Source organism: Candidatus Krumholzibacteriota bacterium (genome assembly GCA_016932415.1).
In the GTDB taxonomy this organism is placed as follows: domain Bacteria; phylum Krumholzibacteriota; class Krumholzibacteriia; order Krumholzibacteriales; family Krumholzibacteriaceae; genus Krumholzibacterium.
Genome location: JAFGCX010000011.1, coordinates 36,760 through 56,945, shown reverse-complemented (window position 1 = coordinate 56,945; position 20,186 = coordinate 36,760). Strand labels below are relative to the sequence as shown.

The 20,186-nt window shown below is 52.5% G+C and carries 17 protein-coding genes; 11 read left to right on the top strand and 6 right to left on the bottom strand.

Features of this window, described 5'->3' with window-relative positions; translation table 11 throughout:
- Nucleotides 1–58: 58 nt before the first annotated feature.
- Nucleotides 59–1,294, top strand: coding sequence for an asparagine synthetase B (locus JW814_04700; protein ID MBN2070737.1), 1,236 nt, complete (start codon nucleotides 59–61; stop codon nucleotides 1,292–1,294).
- Between the two features lie 77 nt (nucleotides 1,295–1,371).
- On the opposite strand, the gene JW814_04695 is transcribed toward JW814_04700, so the two are convergent.
- The 3 genes from JW814_04695 to JW814_04685 form a co-directional block, all read right to left on the bottom strand.
- On the bottom strand, nucleotides 1,372–2,574 hold the full coding sequence (locus JW814_04695) for an ATP-dependent 6-phosphofructokinase (protein MBN2070736.1): 1,203 nt from the start codon (nucleotides 2,572–2,574) through the stop codon (nucleotides 1,372–1,374).
- 243 nt (nucleotides 2,575–2,817) lie between these two features.
- Nucleotides 2,818–4,710 (bottom strand): hypothetical protein, encoded by a 1,893-nt coding sequence (locus JW814_04690; protein ID MBN2070735.1) that lies wholly within the window; start codon nucleotides 4,708–4,710, stop codon nucleotides 2,818–2,820.
- 76 nt (nucleotides 4,711–4,786) lie between these two features.
- A complete protein-coding gene (locus JW814_04685) occupies nucleotides 4,787–5,581 on the bottom strand; it encodes a T9SS type A sorting domain-containing protein (protein MBN2070734.1) in 795 nt (264 codons plus the stop codon).
- Between the two features lie 377 nt (nucleotides 5,582–5,958).
- Here JW814_04685 and JW814_04680 point away from each other — a divergent pair, with 377 nt between their 5' ends.
- Complete coding sequence (locus tag JW814_04680) at nucleotides 5,959–6,531, top strand: hypothetical protein (GenBank protein ID MBN2070733.1); 573 nt, start codon at nucleotides 5,959–5,961, stop codon at nucleotides 6,529–6,531.
- A gap of 13 nt (nucleotides 6,532–6,544) precedes the next feature.
- Here JW814_04680 and JW814_04675 read toward each other — a convergent pair whose 3' ends face one another.
- Both JW814_04675 and JW814_04670 read right to left on the bottom strand, forming a co-directional pair.
- On the bottom strand, nucleotides 6,545–7,939 hold the full coding sequence (locus tag JW814_04675) for a T9SS type A sorting domain-containing protein (GenBank protein ID MBN2070732.1): 1,395 nt from the start codon (nucleotides 7,937–7,939) through the stop codon (nucleotides 6,545–6,547).
- Between the two features lie 130 nt (nucleotides 7,940–8,069).
- On the bottom strand, nucleotides 8,070–8,561 hold the full coding sequence (locus JW814_04670; GenBank protein MBN2070731.1) for a hypothetical protein: 492 nt from the start codon (nucleotides 8,559–8,561) through the stop codon (nucleotides 8,070–8,072).
- Between the two features lie 217 nt (nucleotides 8,562–8,778).
- Between JW814_04670 and JW814_04665 the strand changes: the two genes are divergently transcribed.
- Nucleotides 8,779–8,970 (top strand): hypothetical protein, encoded by a 192-nt coding sequence (locus JW814_04665; GenBank protein MBN2070730.1) that lies wholly within the window; start codon nucleotides 8,779–8,781, stop codon nucleotides 8,968–8,970.
- Nucleotides 8,971–9,015: 45 nt separating this feature from the next.
- Here JW814_04665 and JW814_04660 read toward each other — a convergent pair whose 3' ends face one another.
- Nucleotides 9,016–9,855, bottom strand: coding sequence for a CPBP family intramembrane metalloprotease (locus JW814_04660; GenBank protein ID MBN2070729.1), 840 nt, complete (start codon nucleotides 9,853–9,855; stop codon nucleotides 9,016–9,018).
- A gap of 51 nt (nucleotides 9,856–9,906) precedes the next feature.
- Between JW814_04660 and JW814_04655 the strand changes: the two genes are divergently transcribed.
- The 8 genes from JW814_04655 (at nucleotide 9,907) to JW814_04620 (ending at nucleotide 20,176) form a co-directional block, all read left to right on the top strand.
- Complete coding sequence (locus tag JW814_04655) at nucleotides 9,907–10,659, top strand: HAD-IA family hydrolase (GenBank protein ID MBN2070728.1); 753 nt, start codon at nucleotides 9,907–9,909, stop codon at nucleotides 10,657–10,659.
- Nucleotides 10,571–12,211, top strand: coding sequence for an NAD(P)H-hydrate dehydratase (locus JW814_04650; GenBank protein ID MBN2070727.1), 1,641 nt, complete (start codon nucleotides 10,571–10,573; stop codon nucleotides 12,209–12,211). Before JW814_04655 ends, JW814_04650 begins: the two co-directional genes overlap by 89 nt.
- 156 nt (nucleotides 12,212–12,367) lie before the next feature.
- Complete coding sequence (locus JW814_04645; protein MBN2070726.1) at nucleotides 12,368–13,345, top strand: thiamine-monophosphate kinase; 978 nt, start codon at nucleotides 12,368–12,370, stop codon at nucleotides 13,343–13,345.
- A 51-nt stretch (nucleotides 13,346–13,396) separates the two neighbouring features.
- Nucleotides 13,397–14,017, top strand: a complete 621-nt coding sequence (locus tag JW814_04640; GenBank protein ID MBN2070725.1) for a histidine phosphatase family protein — start codon at nucleotides 13,397–13,399, stop codon at nucleotides 14,015–14,017.
- Between the two features lie 12 nt (nucleotides 14,018–14,029).
- On the top strand, nucleotides 14,030–15,046 hold the full coding sequence (gene tsaD / locus JW814_04635; GenBank protein ID MBN2070724.1) for a tRNA (adenosine(37)-N6)-threonylcarbamoyltransferase complex transferase subunit TsaD: 1,017 nt from the start codon (nucleotides 14,030–14,032) through the stop codon (nucleotides 15,044–15,046).
- Nucleotides 15,047–15,316: 270 nt separating this feature from the next.
- Entirely contained in the window at nucleotides 15,317–16,294 is a 978-nt protein-coding gene (locus JW814_04630; protein MBN2070723.1) for a response regulator, read from the top strand.
- A 48-nt stretch (nucleotides 16,295–16,342) separates the two neighbouring features.
- The gene (locus tag JW814_04625) at nucleotides 16,343–17,173 is read left to right on the top strand and encodes a HAMP domain-containing histidine kinase (protein MBN2070722.1); all 831 of its coding nucleotides are present in this window, start codon (nucleotides 16,343–16,345) and stop codon (nucleotides 17,171–17,173) included.
- Between the two features lie 9 nt (nucleotides 17,174–17,182).
- The gene (locus JW814_04620) at nucleotides 17,183–20,176 is read left to right on the top strand and encodes a GAF domain-containing protein (GenBank protein ID MBN2070721.1); all 2,994 of its coding nucleotides are present in this window, start codon (nucleotides 17,183–17,185) and stop codon (nucleotides 20,174–20,176) included.
- Nucleotides 20,177–20,186: the final 10 nt, after the last annotated feature.

Here is a 20,186-nt window from a genome sequence, read left to right as displayed (position 1 = left end):
CGAGCCTGGGAAAATGGAGAAGATAATGAAAAGATCCGGCTTGGTAAAAGCGGTCGCGCTGGCCGCCATTGTGATCATTTCCTCGACCGGCTTGCGGGCCGAGATCCTTGTTCCGATGGATCTTGCCCAGACAAACCACCTGAAGGCGTACGGCCTGGCGTGGTACGCGCTTTCAAGAGGGGTCGAAGTCAAATGGCTTCTTAACTATCGCGGCGGAGCATTTCTCGTCAGGGAGTTCGCCGGATTATCGCTCGAGGCGCAGGCTCGCGGCATACTGCTCGAAAGGATTACCGGTGAAGAGGTTGCCGCGATATTGGGCAGGATAGAAAAGGAAAACATGGATATTGTCCTTCTGGAAAAAGCTCCCGCTATAGCGATATATGCTCCGCCTAACAAGCAGCCTTGGGATGACGCCGTCATGATGGCTCTCGAATACGCCGGGATCCCTTATGACGTAGTCTATGACCGCGAGGTCCTTACCGGCGCTTTGTCGAGGTACGACTGGCTGCACCTTCATCACGAGGATTTTACGGGGCAGTACGGCAAATTCTATAGAGGGTTCAGAAACGCCGACTGGTATATACAGCAGCAGATCCTCTTTGAGAAGATCGCTATCTCGCTGGGATTCGACAAAGTCTCCGATGAGAAAAAGGCCGTTGCCGGGATGATAAGGGAATATATAAGGTCTGGCGGTTTTGTATTCGCGATGTGTTCAGCGTGCGACACGATCGATCTCGCTCTTGCCGCCTATGGCGTGGATATTGCCCCGCGCGAGTACGACCATGACCCGGTGACCCCGGGCTGTCAGGAAAAACTCGATTATGGCCGGTGTCTCGCTTTTGAGGGTTTCGAATTGATAACGGACCCCTACATTTATGAATTCTCTGATATTGACATGACGGAAAAGGCGGCCGAAAGAGGTGAAGGGAGAGACTATTTCACCCTTTTCGAATTTTCGGCAAAGTACGATCCGGTAGCGACGATGCTTGTGCAGAATCACGTGTCGGTCATCAAAGGTTTCATGGGGCAGACGACATCTTTCAGAAAGAGCCTTCTGAAAAAGAAGGTCCTCGTTCTTGGCGAGGTGAAAGACCGGGGAGAGGTCAGATATCTTCACGGCAATTTCGGAAAGGGGACCTTTACCTTTTTCGGCGGGCATGATCCGGAGGATTACCAACATCTTGTGGGAGATCCACCGACAGACCTCAACCTCTATCCGAGGTCTCCAGGCTACAGGCTCATCCTTAACAATGTGCTTTTCCCCGCCGCCAGAAAAAAAGAACAGAAGACCTGATAGCATCCCTTTTCAGAAGAGAGAGAAGATATCTCTGATTTGCGTACGGCCGGGATAACGGAAAACCTGTTATCTGATCAATCGCTTGCCATAATAAACAGCGGTTTGCCCTCGAAACTTTCATAATACGGTCTCAGGCGCTCCTTGTTGTAATACTGGTCTACATCCACGACCTTCTTAAAACTCGTTACGATCTCAATCGGGACGTTGTCATATCTTCCGTTTTTGAGGGCGACGAGTCTTCCCGACGCTCCCTCAAGGACGAGGTTAAGCGCGAGGTTGCCATAAGCCATCGGAACTATCGAATCGATCGCGTCTGGATTGCCGCAGCGTACGAGATATCCAAGCCTCTGGTTGATGACGTTTATCCTCCGGCCGTTATTGAATTTCGGCGAGATATCCTTAAGATGCCTCGATATATAATCCCCGTTGCCTCCAAGCTTTTTATGGCCGTAAGCGTCTTTTTCCTCTTCGGAAAAAGTCATCTCGCCCCCTTCGTGCATCGCTCCCTCGGAGACGAGAACGACGGAATAATGACTGGGGTTTGTGAACCAGTCGGCCACGAGGAGTTCGCATAGCCTTTCCATTTTAAATGGATACTCGGGAATGACGCAGCGGTTTGCCGCCCCGGCCATCGTCGGAAGAAGGGCAGTGAATCCGGCATACCTGCCGAAGACCTCGATCACGAGAAACCGTTCGTGAGATCCCGCTGAAGTTCGCAGGCTGTGAGTCATCTCGATCGTCCTGGTTACGCAGGTACTGAAACCGATACAGTAATCGGTCCCGGGGACATCGTTATCCATCGTCTTGGGGATCGCAATGACTTTCACGCCTTCATGATGAAGCCTTACGCCGTAGCTGAGCGTGTCATCCCCTCCGATCGGGATCAGGTAATCTATTCCCAGGTAATCAAGGTTTTTCAACACTTCGGGCGTGAGGTCGTTCATCTCCTCGGAATATTTATCCTGCAGGTGCAGCGGGACGTCTGCGGCTGCGATATGACTCGGGCGCGTCCTTGAACTGTGCAGAAAAGTCCCGCCCGTACGGCCAATCCTGTTAACCATGTTTTCGGTCAGGATCTCGAAATTCTTGCTGTTATCGGCGTCCTTATCCCGGACTATCTCGACCAGCCCCGCCCAGCCTCTCCTTATCCCTATGACATCGAATCCTTCCCGGATCGCCCTGATCGTTACGCTCCTTATTGCCGGATTAAGGCCCGGAACGTCTCCGCCCCCCGTCAGTATGGCGATTCTGCCCTTGATCCTGTTTATATTACTCATATCTGCGACTCCGTTTCTTCACGATCTTTTAGATGAGAGCATTCGCGGTCTGGAGCCTTCTCCGGCCGGCGTTCAACACCGGTGTCGAAGAAGATCGATTCATACCGGATTGTAATTTAAAAGCATTCTATTGAAAAGAAATTTTAATTTCGACAGACCCCGGTGAGTGAGGAAATGGCGGCCGATTGAAAGATCATTCGGCCGCCATATATTTGCCAGGCGTGTGTTTTTTCAGAGTGTCTGTCAGTTCGACCCTTCTCTCCTTATCGCTTCAAGCTCCGCTTTCATCGCGTCGAGTTCGCGCTGTATCCGTTCGGCGTTGGCTTCGATTGCCCTGGCCCTTTCATCGGCGATATCAGCTTCGGTCAGAGGTTGAGAGACTTGCCTGATATCGTCTGCTGAGTAGGAACCGGAGGAAGCAGATACCGTTCCGTACGTTGTTGGAATGAAGACGCACGATAACCTGTAATCAAAGAAACCGATCACGCCTCCGGAAGCCCTCTGACCGATCATATAATATGTATTGCTCCCCGGCGCGTTGGCTTCAAGGATAGTGTGCGACGTAAGCGGGAAATTGTACATTCCGCTGGGGGCATCTTCCGGGACCCGGACAGGGATTTCCTGGTCGCTCTGGAACGCCGTCGTATTATCGGAAACACCGAAGAATACCAATGATTCGGTACCATATGTGTGATCTATCGTCACGTTGCCGGAGGCGATGACGAATACGTATCCCACATCGGGGGTTGTGATCGTACAGGAACCGAATACAAATACGAAGTTGTTGGGAAGGGTCGCTCCACCGCTGGTGCCGTACGACGCTACGCCCGGTTCATCCGCCATCTCTGTGCTTGAGATTGAACCGACGGGGAGAGCGACCGAAGCGTTCCCCGTCGACGACATATTGAAACTCGCCGAACGTAATGAGCCGGTTATGGTGACATATGGCTCTTCGGTCCCATTGTAGCTGCCATCGACCCTGAATCCATAGCTGCTGGAGTTGTTGCGGGCGACTCCGAAATACCCGCCGCTGCCGTTTGCGTCAGGTTGCAGGGCGAAGTTGCGCGCCCCCGTTTCGCTGTATATTTCCAGAGCGCCGCCGTTGGTGTTCGAATAGCTCGACGCTGTTACGCTTCCATCTGAGACGAGGTTGACATCCCCGTCCGACTCTATCCTCAAGCGCTCGGCGCTGTCGGTGAGAAAATGTATTGGACTGGCGCTTTGCGTGCCCATCAGTAAAGCCCCCGCGGCAGTACCCGCCGTCAGGGCGGAAAGGTTCATTGTCGATATGCCGCCGAGGCTACCCGCTGCCGACGCGCCATACTTGAAGAAGCCGAAATAGTCGTAGATGCCGCCGGGAGTCTTCAGCAGGAGGTCGGCGATTCCGGAAGCGTTCGCGCTCTCGACGAAAAGGTCGCTTGAGTTGGAAGCATAGAGATGAAGATCGGCTTCCGGGGATGAAGTGCCGATCCCGACGCTGGTCCCGTCGTTATAGATCCTTGTCGATGATGTCCACTCGGATCCGTTATGCCTCAGCGTGGCGCCGGACGATCCCGCGGGGAGGGCGCTTCCTCCCGTCGAAGTAAGTGATACCCATGAACCGCCGTCATAACCCTCGAAATCTCCGCCATTCCACCGTATCGTTCCCGCCTGAGCCCCTGACGCCGTTCCAATCTTGATCGCGCCGGCTACTTCGAGTTTTTCTCCCGGCGAAGCCGTCCCGATTCCGACATTCCCGGTCGAGGGGAAAATATTATCTGTCCCCCAGACGTTCATCGAGCTGTAGCTGTACGGAGTGGAAGTGAGTATATTCCGCGGAGAGAGCTCTTCTCCCCCGTCGACCGACATCGCGATATAATATACGTCGTCGAATGGAAGGGCGAGGGGCGTGACAGTGCCCAGGGTCAGGGCGAATATTCCATTGGAGACAAAGACATTATCCGTTTCTTCCCACAGAGGGCTTCCTTCGTAGAGAATATCGTAGATCCTGAAGGTTATGTCATAATAACCTTCTTCGGCCACGCTCCCACCGCTTCCGAGAAGGACTCCCTGGTAGTTGAGCAATCTGGTAGGCATCGCCATCGCCGAGTGCGAGGCCAGGATGAGTATCAACGCGAAAAGTACCGATTTTTTCATGACTTCAAGTCCTCCCTTTGCAAGATCGATTTTTTTCTTTTTGCTTCTCTGCCTCATTCCGCGAAAACGCTTTCTTCTATCTGAGCAGGACCAGTTTGCCGGTGATGATTTTTTTACCCGCCTTCAGCCGGCAGTAATAGACTCCGGAACTTGCGCTCGCCCCGAGATCGTTCGCCCCGTCCCAGGTGAACGAATATTTTCCTTCCGGCATCGATCTTTTGACGACAGTCTTCACCTTTGCGCCGGCTACGTCGAAGATATCAAGGCTTACCGCCGCTGGGGAAGGGATGTAGAAGGAAATATTTGTAGAGGGATTGAAAGGGTTTGGATAATTCTGATAGAGAGTCACCCTGCCGGGAGGCGTTTCAACGACAGTCTCTGACGAGATCGTCTCGATCCCGTTTTCGACGGCCGCGATCCTGTATGTGTATATTTTCCCCTGCCCGGCGTTTTCATCTAGAAATTCCTGCTTTCCGGCCGGGGGGATGATGGCGCCGTTTATCCTGATGAATCGCTCTGGCTTCCTTCCTTCCCCCCTGTAGATGTTGAATCCGTCGAAGACGGCAGCGCTTGCCGCGTCCCATCTCAGCAGGACGCCTTCAGCGCCGCACTCGGCCGAGAATAAAGAGATCGCCACATCGATAGTCGACGAGATCCACGCGACTTTCCAGAACCCCGCCTCGATCGTGTTTTCCGCCCCGCTCGCGTAAGTGAAGCCGGTCTGCCCCAGGGTGAAGATTATTATCCTTTCCCCGGACGCGTAATTGCCTCCTCCGCTTACGACGTAGTCACCCACCTGGTACTGCGCCTGCGCGGCATGCGCCGTCAGCAGCAGGAAGCAGGCGAGTGACAGCAAAAAGGTGTTCTTCATAACCACCTCCAGTGGATCAATTATTAAAGCATAAAGAGAACAGTCTCTGTTATGCGCTGGTGATAGATGATACCTGATCGGGTGATATTATTTCCGCGCCTCTGATTTGTCAAAACAAATCCCGAATCAGGCTCCGCCGATTGATTCGTGCCGGATAGTGACGGCAATCATCGGCATGATGAATAGTTGGAGGAACCGTCTCCGGACAAACGGGAAGGTTGTCATCTCTCTCGTCCTGTGGTATAATGGGACCCAGGGGATGGCGGTATAGTGGTTGCTGTCTCGATCAGATAAACGGGCTCACAACATTATTCAAGCTGAAAGTATCAGGATGCCGCCCTCCGACCGGGCCATTATATAGCAATGGGGGAAAAGTGATGAGATATTCTCTCTGTTTCGTGATTCTCGCCCTTGCCCTTTCGGGATCTTTCTCCAGTTCGGCAGCTGGTGAAATCAGCTTTGATCTTCGCGCCGATACGATCCTCTATTATTTTCCCGCTCCCGATTCGATAGCGATCACCGCCGACTTCACGCTGTTTTCATCGAATCCGCGCGACACTTTCTTTCTCAGCGACATCGGGACTTTTCTCGACGGGGTTTCAGCGGGGTATACGCCCCTCGAAATAACCGCACTGGCAGATGAATGCTTCGGAAAAGAGGAGGAAGACTGCACCGGTGATTGCCAGGATATGATCAATGGAGTCAGCAAAAGCGGAATATGCATCTTCTGGCAGGATCCGAGGGATTCGTTGCTGGCGGTATGCATGTGTACGGTAAATATACGCTGGTTCTCCACGGTGGCATATGCCGGAGAGGCGATCGTCTCATTCGAACTTGATCTCATCGACGCCATAGCCGAAACCGACGAACTGAACAACTCGTTTCAGCTCTTCATAGGGCCGATCGACAGGGAACGCTCCTCGTGGGGCAGGATTAAATCTCTCGACTAGTAGTCCGCGGCTTTCAGCGCAACAGGACCATCTTGCGTGTCAGGACTTTCTTCCCGGCGCTGAGCCTGTAGAAATAGACTCCGGACGGGACAAGATTCCCCTTCCTGTCCGATCCGTTCCATACGACGGTATTTTCCCCCTTCACGCAGACCCTGTCGAGAAGCGTCGCTATCAACTTGCCTTCGACGCTGTACACGGAAAGATCGGCTTTTCCCCCCCGGGGAAGAGTAAAACTTATCGATGTCGCCGGGTTGAAGGGGTTGGGGTAGTTCTGGTCGAGAGAGATCTGCAGCTCTGGGAGAGATATCTCCTCAGTCTCGAAAAGGATCTTTCTCGTTGCGTCGTTATCGACAACGATACGGTACCTGTATTTTTCCCCGGCCTGGCAGGAGGTGTCTTCGTATCTGAATTTCATCCCCTCCCTCGAAAGGTCCTGGGACGGCAGCAGGGAGAAGACCGGCGATGAATTCTCCGAACGCAGAAGATGGAATAGCGCTCCTTCGTCAATCTCGCTCAGTTCCCACGATATCACGATCGATTCGCCCCGGTCTTCGATCTCGTATCCCAGCAGGAGGGTGGCGGTGACCTCCTGGGCGGTAAAGACGAGCGAGGACCCTTCCGTATCGTTGAGTATTGTAAATCCATTCACGTCTTTTATGCCGCCGGCCTCTACGACATAATCCTCATTCCATACAAGCTGCTCTTCGAGCGACACCTCGACCATACTGTTTCCCTCTCCAAGCGAGACGCCTGTGACACCAAGAGCGGATTCAGGAAGCATATCGTTATATATATTGTAGTTGGCGAGGTTATGAGCGGAGGCGGGAGAAAGTTCCCTGTCGAAGGTGATCTCTATCGAGTTCTCCGACGAAGCTTCAGCTCCGATGACGCATGGCGGGATGTAATCTCCGTTAAAGAGGAAAAAGTCTCCGATAACGGGATGTATTGAATGGGATGGATCGCACAGGCATACGGCAAAGTTCGAAGCTGGATCTGCCGGAGGGACTATGCTTATTGTGAACGTGTCGGGATCCCCGTAATTGATCACCGGTATAGTACCAAGATAGAAATAATCTGCCGAGCCCCATTCCTCGCAGAGGTCGACCGTGCCGGCTACCGAGACGTCGACAGTCACATCCCCGAAAGCCATCGTATTCGGCGGCCATTCCGGATTCATGATGAGCACATCGGGGGAGGATACGAGGAATCGGAATTCATAGGCATTGATCTGCTCCGGGCCGTTGTCCCTGATATAGAAAAGATAGATATCCTGGATCGTATAGAGTTCGACATTCTCATCACGAGAGGTCCTGTCCATATCGGTGAATAGCGCGAGCATGCCTTCATGAGGCCAGGCAGGTGAAGCGAAGGCGAGAAAAATGACGATCGATAAGATGATCTGTTTCATATCATCCCCTCCCGGGTTTAAAGGCGGTTCTTTCCCCTGCTTTGATACCGGCTGGCGAGTCGGCGGGTGTCGATGCAAAATATTTGTTGTGGATCTCCTGCTAAAAATATTAATAATAATTGCAATCCTGTCAAGGGGCATTTCCTCCCCTGGCGCGGCAGACATCTCTTATCCTGTCGATCTCTTTTTGCATCGCTTCGTAGTGGCTTCCCTTCCAGTATATCTTTCGGCATCCAGGGCAGAAAAAGAACTCTTCGAAGCGCGCCAGGATCTTTTCCGGAACATTGCCCGTAACTTTCTCCTTTTCCCTCTTCTCGACGGGAGTATTGCATTCCAGGCATATCGTAAAAGGTTGAAACCGCGGAGATTCGGGGAGAAGAGAGAAGATCTCGCTTATCCTGCGAGTTGTCTCTACTGACCGAAGGACAAGGGGCTGAGGCCCGCGGCGGTCGGTTTTCCTCGTCGCTGCCGTAACGGCTATCCTGTCTGCCGCCCCGGCATCTTCAAGAAATCTCGAGGGAGAAGTCGACATATAGAAGAGGGAATCATAGCCGAGCATCCGCATCTTTCTGCAGAGCTTTCCGAGCATACCGTCGAATATGAACCTCGGCCTCTCCGTCACCAGTATTTTCCTTCCCGCCGCTATCGGCCGATCGGAAATCAGCTTGTAAGAGCGTCGGACCGGCCGACACTACCTCGATCACGCATCATTTTTCCTTGACAGCATATCAGAAACCGCCGAATATGAAAATCCTCAAGGTAAGGATGTGAGGTTTTGCTGGGACTAACGTGGAGATGGAGGTGAAAGATCCGGTTTTGTTGGGAACCGGATCGGGATTATGTCGGAATCATTTACGGGATGTCTTAAGTGCAATAAGGGAGTGCTGCTTCCCCTTTCCGATTACGGGAGGGATGGAGCACCGATCCGCTATAAAGCCTGGGTATGCAACAATCCTGAATGCGGATTCAACATGCGGATAGATAACGGCGAGTTGAGCCTGGGAAAAGAACTGAGTCATTCGACAAAATAGAGATATCTTATATCTTTTTAACGGGATGATGGCGTGGTAATGCCGTCATCCCGTTTTTTTGCCGGAAGCGGAAGATCTTCTAAGAAGATAGACCCCCGCCGCGCACGCCGCGACGGAAAGGATCGTCCAAGAGAGTGACGGTGGGGTCCTTTCGCCGAGCCGTATCACCTCTTCGCTGGTCATATTGAGATCGATCAGCGAGACAAGGTTGAAAGCGGCGTGAGCCATGAACGGATAGACAAGATTGCCCGTCATGCAGAAGATAAATCCAAGGATGATCCCCAGTATGACGAGGCTCGCCAGGTGGGGCAGGTTGAAATGGGATGCTCCGAAGACCAGACCTGAAAGGATCACTGCTCTCCCTGCCGTCATGTTCCTGTGGAAGATCTGTTGTATGAATCCTCTGAAGAGAAGTTCTTCCCCGAAAGGGGAGATTATTACCGTTCCGGACAATATGGCGATAAAGGAAAGCAGCCCTTTGGGCTTGATTGAAATAAGGAATTCGATATAATCATTATTTACGGAGCTTTCCTCCTCGATCAGCCATGTGATGGCGTTTGCCGGGAGAATAGAACCGGCAGCTATCAGAAGGACGATCGCTGTAAGCGCCGGGTCGGGGCGGCTCAGCCTGAACTCCCGGCGGAATGAAAGTCCGAATCTTCTCGTTAGGAAATAGAGGGGCAGGACGATCCCGGCGATCGATGGTAGTATCAGGGATAGCACTGTCAGTCCCTCGAGAAAGAACATTATCGATACGGTCAGGTAGATCAGAAGACAGGAAACGGAATAAACGAGTAGGATGTAGTTATTCACGTAACCGGCGAGAGTGAAGGGGATATCTTCCGGCTCACGTTCGAGATCGTCTTTTTCTGAATCGTCATTCATGGAAGAAGAATATACAGTCGATGGATTTTTGCCACAAGAGGAAAGGACCCGATGATAAAACTCGTAATATTCGATCTCGATAACACGCTTACCGACTTTATCCGGATGAAGGAAAATTCGATCGAGGCGGCGATAAAGGCGATGATCGACTCGGGAGTCGATCTTCCCGCTCAGAAAATAAAAGAGAGGATACTCCATATCTACGATGAAGAGGGGATCGAGTATCAGAAGGTCTTCGATAAACTTCTTGCCGATCTTCTCGGAGGAGTCGACCACAGGGCCCTGGCGGCGGCGATCGTCGCTTACAGAAAGGCGCGAGAGGCCGCGCTCGTCCTTTATCCGCACGTGAATAGCACGCTTCTGGCCCTCGTTAAGAAAGGATTGAAACTGGCCGTTATTTCCGATGCTCCGCGGAAAGAGGCATGGTTGAGGCTCTGCTACCTTCAGCTCCAGCATATATTCGACACGGTGGTGGCGTTCGAGGACTCAGGAGAACATAAACCGAGCCCGCGGCCATTCAGAATGGTCCTCGACGAGCTTGGAATCGAGCCTCATGAAGCGATAATGGTCGGAGACTGGCCAGAGCGCGATATCGTAGGGGCCTCCGAGCTCGGTATCACGACCATATTCGCCAGATACGGAGACACTTTCGGTACGGAGGTCTCAGGGGCCGATTACGACATCGATGATATCTCGCGGATCCTCGAGATAGTCGATGAACTCGGCAGCAGGCAGGGAAAGGATAAAAGAGATGTATCTCGTTACAAGCGAAGAGATGAGAGCGCTCGACAGCGAGACGATTGAAAGGTACGAACCGGGGCTCGTTCTCATGGAGCGGGCGGGCCAGGGGATATTCGAGTCGATCGTGTCGCGTTTCGAACAACCGTCGAACGAATGCGTATCGATATTTCTCGGCAGGGGGAATAATGCCGGAGACGGTCTCGTCACGGGACGTCTTCTTGCCGCTGCGGGGGTAAAGGTCGTTCTGCTGTATATGCATGAACCGGAAAAATTCACCCCTGATGCCGCGAAAAACTATTCCCGCCTCGACAAGGCCAGGGCTGAAGGGAAAATAGACGAGATATTCCTCTATCTCTCCGATGCCGGGCACAAGGCGGCCGCCGCGCTGGAAAAGAGTACGCTCGTTATCGACGCCCTTCTCGGCACGGGGATCAACAGCCCGGTAAGGGATGAATATATTAAAGTGATAGACCTTATCAACGGCTGCCGGGAACCTGTCGTATCGGTCGATATACCATCGGGGATCGACGCGACGACAGGCGAGGTGATGGGACGGGCCGTGGTGGCCGACCTGACGGTGACGATGGCTTTTCCCAAGACGGGAATGGTCTACTACCCGGGGAAAAGCTATTGCGGCGCGGTCGATGTTGTCGATATAGGGATACCGCAGGAGCTGGTTGAAAAAAAGGGTCTGAGAAAGCGCGTCCTCGATATTGACCTCGCCGTCGAAAATATGCCGGCGAGGGATCCTTCGGCTCACAAGTTCGAATGCGGGTCCCTTCTTGTCATAGCCGGTAGCGTGGCCTATAGCGGCGCCGCTTATTTAAGCGCCGTTTCAGCGCTCAGGACAGGGTGCGGAATCGTATACCTTGCCGCGCCGTCATCTATAAGGACGGTCATCCAGTCAATGGCCCCGGAGATAATCTTTATCAGCTTGCCAGAGACGAAAAACGGCTCGATATCGATGGAAGCTCTGAAAGCCTTTCCGGCGGGGCTCAGGTACGATGCCGTCGTCATAGGGCCGGGTCTGACTGTGGAGGAGGAGACATCGCGTTTCGTGACAAGTTTTGTTTCGGAATGTGAAAGACCGTTCCTCGTCGATGCCGACGGACTGAACGCTTTTTCCGGCCGGTTCGGCGATCTGCGGGCCATATCGGAAAGGCAGGAGCTGATTCTTACTCCCCATGCCGGTGAATTGAAGAGGCTGACAGGAAGCGAGATTCCAGCCTCTCCTCCGGAGAGGGAGAGGTTACTCGAAAGACTCGTCGAGGGTTCTCAGATCACCCTTGTCCAGAAAGGAGCCCCGACCCTGATAGCGCACGGCATCGGAGAGATCGACGTAAATATCCACGGCCACCCCGGGCTGGCGACTGCCGGAAGTGGAGATGTTCTTTCCGGGACGATCGGAGGGATGCTCGCGCAGGGAGTGACTGCCGGGGCCGCGGCGAGAACAGGGGTCTATCTTCATTCGAGGGCTGCCGATCTTGCCGCCGAAGAGACGGGGGAACGAAGCATGATCGCCTCCGACTGCTGCGAAGCGATCGTTCTCGCCATGATGGAACTTGAAGAGGTCCTAACGCCGCAGCTCTCCGAAAACGACCATCCGGGGGGATAAAAGCTCTGGAAAAGTGGCAGATACCGGGAGGATATCATCAGGGAAAAGCAGATCATAGAGAGGATCAGGGAAGCATTTCCGGGAAGCGGCATCGGTGATGACACTGCTGTTTTTCCCTGCCCCGAGGGGGACCTTCTTTTTGCTTCCGACGCCGTCGTGGAGGGTGTCCATTTCAGACGGAAATATTCGACCCTCAGCCAGGCTGTCCAGAAAGCGATAACCTCAAACGTCTCAGACATATACTCGATGGGAGGCAGGCCTCTGAGGATACTCCTCTCTGCCGGTGTGCCGGCAGGCTGCCAGGAGAAGGATGTCGAGGATATGATCGAGGGGTTGAAAAAAGGATGCGCCTGTTACGATCTGCGGCTCGCCGGAGGGGATACCGTTTTTTCGCCGGAATTCTTCTTTTTTGACATATCTATCCTCGGATCGGTGGAAAAAGGTTCCGCTCTGAAGAGAGAAGGGGCGATGAAAGGGGATTCTCTGGTCCTCTTCGGAGAATGCGGAGGTTCCATGGCCGGACTATGGACGCTGGGAGAGATTTTTGACACTCCTGAAGGCAACGGCATGGCGCGAGATTTTATGCGATTGGGGGAAAAAGAGAGGGATAAGATAAAAGAGATCATGCCGGCCCTGTCGACCGATACGACGATGGAAGATATAGCCGGTATGGCGGGGGAAAAGGGATTAAACCGGCGGGTGGTGGAAATAATCGGGCTGATCAAGCAGCATCTCGTGCCGAGAGCGGTCAGGGTGAACAGGAAAGATATTGATTCGAGGGGATTGAAGATCACCGCGATGACCGATATAAGCGACGGGATCGCTGAAGAGCTTGCCTCTCTTTGCGGCGCGAGCGGAACAGGGGCCTTGATAGACCTTCAGGCTATCCCGGTTCCCTCTTTTCTCGCGACAGGTCAGGTGTTCGGGGAAGACCAGATCGAAAGAGTCTCTCTTGCAAGCGGCGAGGAATATTCACAGATGGCGGCGATAAGCGGTCTCACCGGCGGTACTGTGCCCGAAGGTGCCGCTGTAATAGGGGAACTGACAGATCCTATCGAGGGTATGAAGGCAAGAGGGTATGACGGAAAGAAGCGAAAGATCGTGGAAAGTGGATATGAACATGATTTTCAATGATCCGGCCTGTCCCGGCGGGGTGGTAAGGCGGGAGAGGGGGATCGGAGAGATATGCTGCTGTATATCGTAAGGCATGGAAGGACCGACTGGAACGATGAGCGAAGGGTGATGGGCCTGAGCCCGGTATCTCTCAATTCCAGGGGACGGGAGATGGTCGAAAGCCTCGGCCGCTTTCTTGCCGGTGAGAAGATAGGAACGATATACTCCGGGACGCTGGTGAGGACTATGGAGACTGCCAGCATCCTGGCCAGCTCGTGGGACGCGCAGATAGTCGAAGAACCGAGGCTGAATGAATCTCCGTACGAGAAATGGGTGGGAAAGAGGTATTCGGAGCTTGAAAAGGACGAGGATTTCATCCTCTATTCAGCGCGTCCCACCGCTTCGTCCTTTTCGCGGAACGAGGGGATCGCCGACATTCAGGAGAGGGTGCTTGCTTCTATAGACAGGATCGCCAGGGAAGAAAAAAGCGGCCGCGCGGCGCTTGTCTCGCATAGCGATGTTATAAAACCGGCCATAGCCCACTTTCTCGGCACCGGGCTCGATTCGATCCACAGAATATCGATAGCCAATGCTTCGGTAAGTCTCCTTGATTTGCCGGCTGGCCGGACGGCGAGGATCGTCTATATGAACCTGATGCCATGGAAGTGGAAGAGCGTCATGTCAGGGATTTGAAAACCGGAAGGAATTCAGGTGGAGGAACTCTATCTAGGCATCGAGACCTCGTGCGACGACACTTCGTGCGCCATCTATTCACCGGAAAGGGGGATAGTGGTCCAGATGACCTCGGCGCAGCTCGACCATGAGAAGTATGGCGGTGTCGTGCCGGAAATAGCTTCGAGATCCCATATGCGCACCCTTCTGCCTCTCTATTGTTCCGTCATGGAAAAGGCAGGGATCGAACCCGGAGACCTCTCGGGGATAGCGGTGACGAACGGACCGGGACTGACCGGTTCGCTTCTGGTCGGACTCTCGTTCGCAAAGGCCCTGTCGTACGGGGCAGGCGTACCCCTTGTCGGCGTCCATCATCTAGAGGGACATATCCTGGCCAACGCGATCGACGGGGATTTCGAGACTCCATCTGTCGTGCTGGTAGTCTCCGGGGGACATTCCCAGTTCCTCAAGGTCGACAGGCCGGGCAGGTATGAATTTCTTGGAGGGACGAAGGATGACGCGGCAGGAGAAGCTTTCGACAAGATAGCGAAGATGCTCGGTCTTTCCTATCCGGGAGGGCCTTCGATTGAAAAAGCAGCGGAAAAGGGTAGAAGAGATGCCTATCAATTCCCAAGGGCGCTGAAAAATTCGGGTGAATGCGATCTTTCGTTCTCCGGTCTGAAGACCGCCGTAAGATTGCGATTTGAATCGATGGACGACCGGACAGGGAGCGTCGTGGCGGATATCGCCGCCTCGGCGCAGGAGGCGATCGTCGATATCCTCACCATCAAAGCGAGGCTGGCTTCAAGCAGGTCAGGCGTTGACCGGTTGTATATAGCCGGTGGAGTAGCGGCAAACAAAAGATTGAGAGAGGTGATGAAAAGATCTCTTGGCAGGGAGGGAGTGAGCGTCTCCTGGCCCGACTTTCACTATTGCACCGACAATGCCGCCATGATCGCGTGCGCCGGGTACTATCATTTTGCAGCGGGAAAGACCGCCGGTCTTGAACTCAACACTTTTCCCCGTGGACAGCTCGAATCCTGGGCATAGGTGGAATTGCTCAACCATTGCAGATGCTATCTCCCCGGATGATATCTCTTTATGCGAAAAGAGTTTCTCCTCTTTCTGTCATTCTGCGAATAAAATTTCCCGGACTTTCCACGCGCTGGACAAAAACTATTTCTATCGACAATTATTACAACCAGTTATAACAAGTTCCCTCCTCTTGCTCCTTGGCATATAAATTGCGAACTCGCAAATGCATGAGTTTTATGCACATCCTGCAGAGATCGAAATATAGAGTGTCTGGAGCAATGTCTGATGGGGTCGGAAGACGTAAATGGAGAATTCAAAATACTCGTCGTCGATGACGAGGAACATATCAGAAGGATACTGCAGTTCCAGCTGGAAAAATTCGGATTCGACGTGATAACAGCTGAGAACGGCGAAGTAGCCCTCGAGCTGGTACACCGCGAAAGACCGGATCTTTTGATCCTCGACCTGATGATGCCGAAGATGGACGGATTCGAAGTATGTAAAAAACTTCGGTCCAATTTTCAGACTTCGCAGATACCGATAATAATGCTTACCGCCAAGAGCGACCTGGCGGACAAGATAAAGGGTCTAGGGGGCGGCGCCAACGACTACCTGGTAAAACCATATTCAAATGAAGAATTGATCCTCCGCGTAAGAAATGTCCTCGAATGGAGCCAGAAGCAGAAGAATGCCAATCCCCTGACAGGGTTCGCGGGAAACAAGGTGATCGAGAAGGAACTTCAGAAAAGGATCGAGGCGGGGGAATCGTTCGCCTTCCTCTATATCGACATCGATAATTTCAAGGCTTATAACGACTACTATGGCTACCAGAAGGGCGACGAATCGATCCTTTTTGTCGCCGACACGATATCCGAAGCGGTCAATTCCCTGGGCGGGCAGAACGATTTTGTGGGACATATTGGAGGAGATGATTTTATCATCCTCACCTCCGTCGACCGCGCTGAATTTGTTTCACGGCACATAATAGATGAATTCGACAAGGGATCCCTCTTCCTCATGAACGAAGAAGATATCCGGAGGGGATATCTGGAGATCAGAAACCGTCTCGGAGAGATCAAGAGGGTACCTCTGATGTCTCTGACAGTCGCGATCGTCGTCAATGAAGAGAGGCGTTTGCGCCACTTTGCGCAGGTCAGCGATATAGCGTCGGAACTGAAAAAATTCGGCAAGGGGATGACCGGAAGCGTCGTCGTAAGGGAGAGACGCAGGAAGACGAGCCCTGCCGAGAAGATAGAGCAGTGATTCCTGGCCGCTTGAGACGGCCGGGCCGGATATCATGGAGGAACGATCTTGGCGATTATCTCGGAAGACGACAAAAAATCAGGAGCCGCGCTCGCCGATTTTGATATCGAAAAAGAGATCAAAGCGCTTCGTTCCGAGATCAAGAGGTATGAAAGCATATTCGATTCGGCGCGGATGATAGTCGGTCATGAACTCAACAGGCCCCTTACATCGATAAGCGGATATCTTCAGCTTCTTGAATCAAGGTTTGAGAATATTTCAGGAGAGAAAGAACTGGGATATTTCTCCAAGGCGAAAAAAGCCGCCGAGGAACTGCAGGATCTCGTTGAGGCGTTCATCCAGATGCTTCGCTTCGACAGATCGTCAGATAACGGAGACGATCTGCAGGAAGTAGATCTTTATAAAATGGTCGAAGAGCTGAAAAACAAATATGCAGACTCTTCCCCCGGCCTGGTAAACAACATAGACCGGGATATGCCGGTATTCCTGTTGAGGGCGGGGTGCCTCGAGATAGCACTGGACAACCTTGTCTCGAACGGGTTGAAGCACGGGGGGAATGCAGAGCCGGTAGAGGTGTCGGCGACCCTTCAGGTCGACAGGCGGGGAATATCAAGAAAACGGCTGTTGATTATCACGGTCAGGGACTACGGATCAGGGATATCGGAAGAAGAGATAAAGGAGATATTCGACCCCTTCTACAGGGGCAGCGCCAGGGAGAAGGTCAGCGGCCTGGGGCTGGGGCTTTCCCTCGTGAAAAATGTCATGAATATCATGATGGGAGATATCCGTATCAAGAGCGGACCGGGCAGGGGTGTGACGGCGACGATAGCGATCCCGATCCACGATGAGAATCCGGATCCATATGAAAGAATAGGTTAGGGTAGCATGATGCCGGCAAGCGCGAAGATCGAAGAAAATCAGCGAAAATTCGTCAGCATACCGCAGATAAGACTGATCGAGCTTGTTGTGATATTCTGTATAGTATACGTGGCCAAGGAAATAGCTGCTTTCGATTACAATTCAGGTCTTATAATCACGACTTTTCTCGGCTCGGCTTTCCTTAATCTTATTCTCACGAGCGTTGAGCCGCGGATAATCAGGATGCAGAGAAGCGGCCATCTCGGAGAGGACTTTCTTTCCTGGGTTACGATATCGGTCGATCTGGCAACGGTGATCGCCCTGGTCTATTTTACCGGGACGATCGAGAGTCCTTTCATATTTGTACTCGTCATTCCGCTGTTCTTCGCCGGAAGGCTTCTGCCGGCGATCAGAGCCGGAGTAGCGGTGACCACTCTGACAGTCCTTTCAATCTCTCTACTCGGATATCTCGAGATCAGGGGTGTCATTCCTCATCATTCCTGTTTCGGCGCCCAGGCTGCCGGTATGACGGATCCTCATTATATGTCCGGCGGGATCCTCGTGATCGGTGGGTTCATGAGCCTCATGACATATCTGTTCAGCACTTTTTACGATAATTTCGACATATATTTCAGGAAGACCGAGGACCGGCTTGTAAATTCCAAAAAAAGGATAGTCGAGCTGGCCAGGCTGTATGACATAAGTCTCGGTATCAACTCGGTGATAAACCTCGATACTCTCCTGAAGATGGTATGCAAGGAGATCACCCTTCTTCTTCGCAGGCCCTGGGCGGCGGTGATCCTTGTCAACCAGAAGAAGGAGATAGTCAATTTCGTCGAGCTCGGCGAAAAAGGGATCGTGACCGTCAAGCATGACGGAAAATACGATGATGATCCGCTGCTTGTCGAATCGTTGAAACAGGATGACGGATTTACCATCGAAGATATATCAGACAGCCGGGCGGCCTCGAGATCCGGGTTCATCTCGGGAAGGGGTTTCAGGACGCTTCTCGCCGTTCCCATTGTAGCCGGCAGGGAGAGGATCGGTCTGTTGCTCGCTTGCGACCGCCAGCAGGCGCCGTTTCTTCACGAGGATATTCGCTCGTTGACAATACTTTCCGGCCAGGTCGCCACGGCGATAGAAAAAAGCAGGCTCTTTGAAGTGATGAACTCCCGGATAGACAGGCTTGAACAGGATAATGAACGGCTTGAAGGCTCCAACAAGCTTAAAATGGGATATATCTCTCATCTTTCTCATGAATTCAGGACTCCGCTTACCTCGATCAAGGCTTATGTCGAGTCTCTGAAGGATCATATTGACGACCCCTCTTTCAAGGAAAAGGGAGATTTTCTTGAGGTCGTCTCGAACGAGACGGACAGGCTGATAAGAATGGTCAGCAAGGTGCTCGACGTCTCGAAGATAGAATTCGGGCAGCGGACCCTGAAAAGAAATGTCTTCGACCTGAGAAAGGTCGTCGAGGAGGTCGATTCCTCGATGCAACCCTACCTTCAGGATAAAAGACTGCATCTTATCACCAGGTTCCCCGAAGAGCTTCCCATGGTTGACGGGGACGAGGATTTGATAAAGCAGGTATTCATAAATATCATCGGAAACGCGGTGAAATATTCATCGACCGGGGGAAGGATCAGCGTCGACGCGGTCGAGGATGCAGTTTCCATAAGGGTGACGATAGAAGACGAGGGAATGGGTATACCGGAGGATGATCTAAAGAGTATCTTCAAGCAGTTCTACCAGGTTGGCAAGGGAGTCGGGGATGGAGTCGGGCTGGGGCTTGCTATTGTTAAGAATATTATAGAACAGCACGGTGGATATATCCAGGTCAGCAGCGAGATCGATAAGGGAAGCGTCTTTACCTTCACCATTCCAAAAGAGCATCACTTCAACGATCTCCTTGGATTCCTTTTTGGATCGGCAGATGAAAAAAACAAGATCACCGAGATATTCCAGCTGACGGTGAGCGTTGTTGCCGAGATGCTTTGCGCGAAGATCGTCTCCCTCATGCTGATCGACCAGGAAAGAAAAGAACTCTATATCAAGAACGCGTATGGACTTGATGAGGAGATTGTGGAAAAGGCGAGAGTGAAGCTGGGAAGGAGCATCGCGGGAAAGGTCGCCGAAACGGGCGAGCCGCTTCTCATCGAAAATGTCGAGGAACTCGGAATCGCCGGAAACACTAACAAACCGCAATACGAGACAAAATCGCTTATAAGCGTACCACTGATAATAGGCACGACCATAATAGGCGTCATCAACGTGAACAACAAGATGTCAGGGGAATCTTTCAATGAAGACGACCTGCAGCTTCTTGTCTCCCTGAGCCAGAGATTCTCCAAGATACTCGACCGCATCAGGACTTCGGAGGATAACGGGGCATTTATCGAGGAGACCATAAGTTCGCTTCATTCCCTGCGCGAGATGTGCAAAAGGGACAAAAACGGTCTCAGGCGCAAGATTGTCAACTGGTCGATCAAGATAGCCAGGAAGCTGATGCTGAGTGAAAAAGAGATCCAGGTAATACAGTATGTCTCGAGTATACATGATGTGGGGATGACTACCGTAAGTGAGAAGATCCTCAAAAAGACTCTCGAACTTACCCCCGCGGAAGTAGACGAGATAAGGCGTCATCCGAAACGGGGCGCGGATATTCTGCGTCCTCTCGAGTTCGTCGACCTGGTCAGCCAGATAATGCTGTCGCATCACGAACGTATCGATGGAAAGGGATACCCGATGGGATTGAAAGGAGACCAGATCCCCGTCGGAGCGAGGATCCTTTCCATCCTCGATGCTTACGTATCGATGATCAGCATGAAACCGTTCCGCAAGCAGCTTGCCGTCGAGGAATCGATCGAGGAGCTGGTGATAAATGCCGGGACACAGTTTGATCCCAGGGCTGTCTCGGCTTTCATAGAGGTCCTTATGGATGAGGGTTACATAGATATTGAAGAGTTTACCGCTTTTTCGGACAGGCTCAGGTTCGGCGGAAAGCACAAGGCGATTTCTTAAGCGAAAGGAA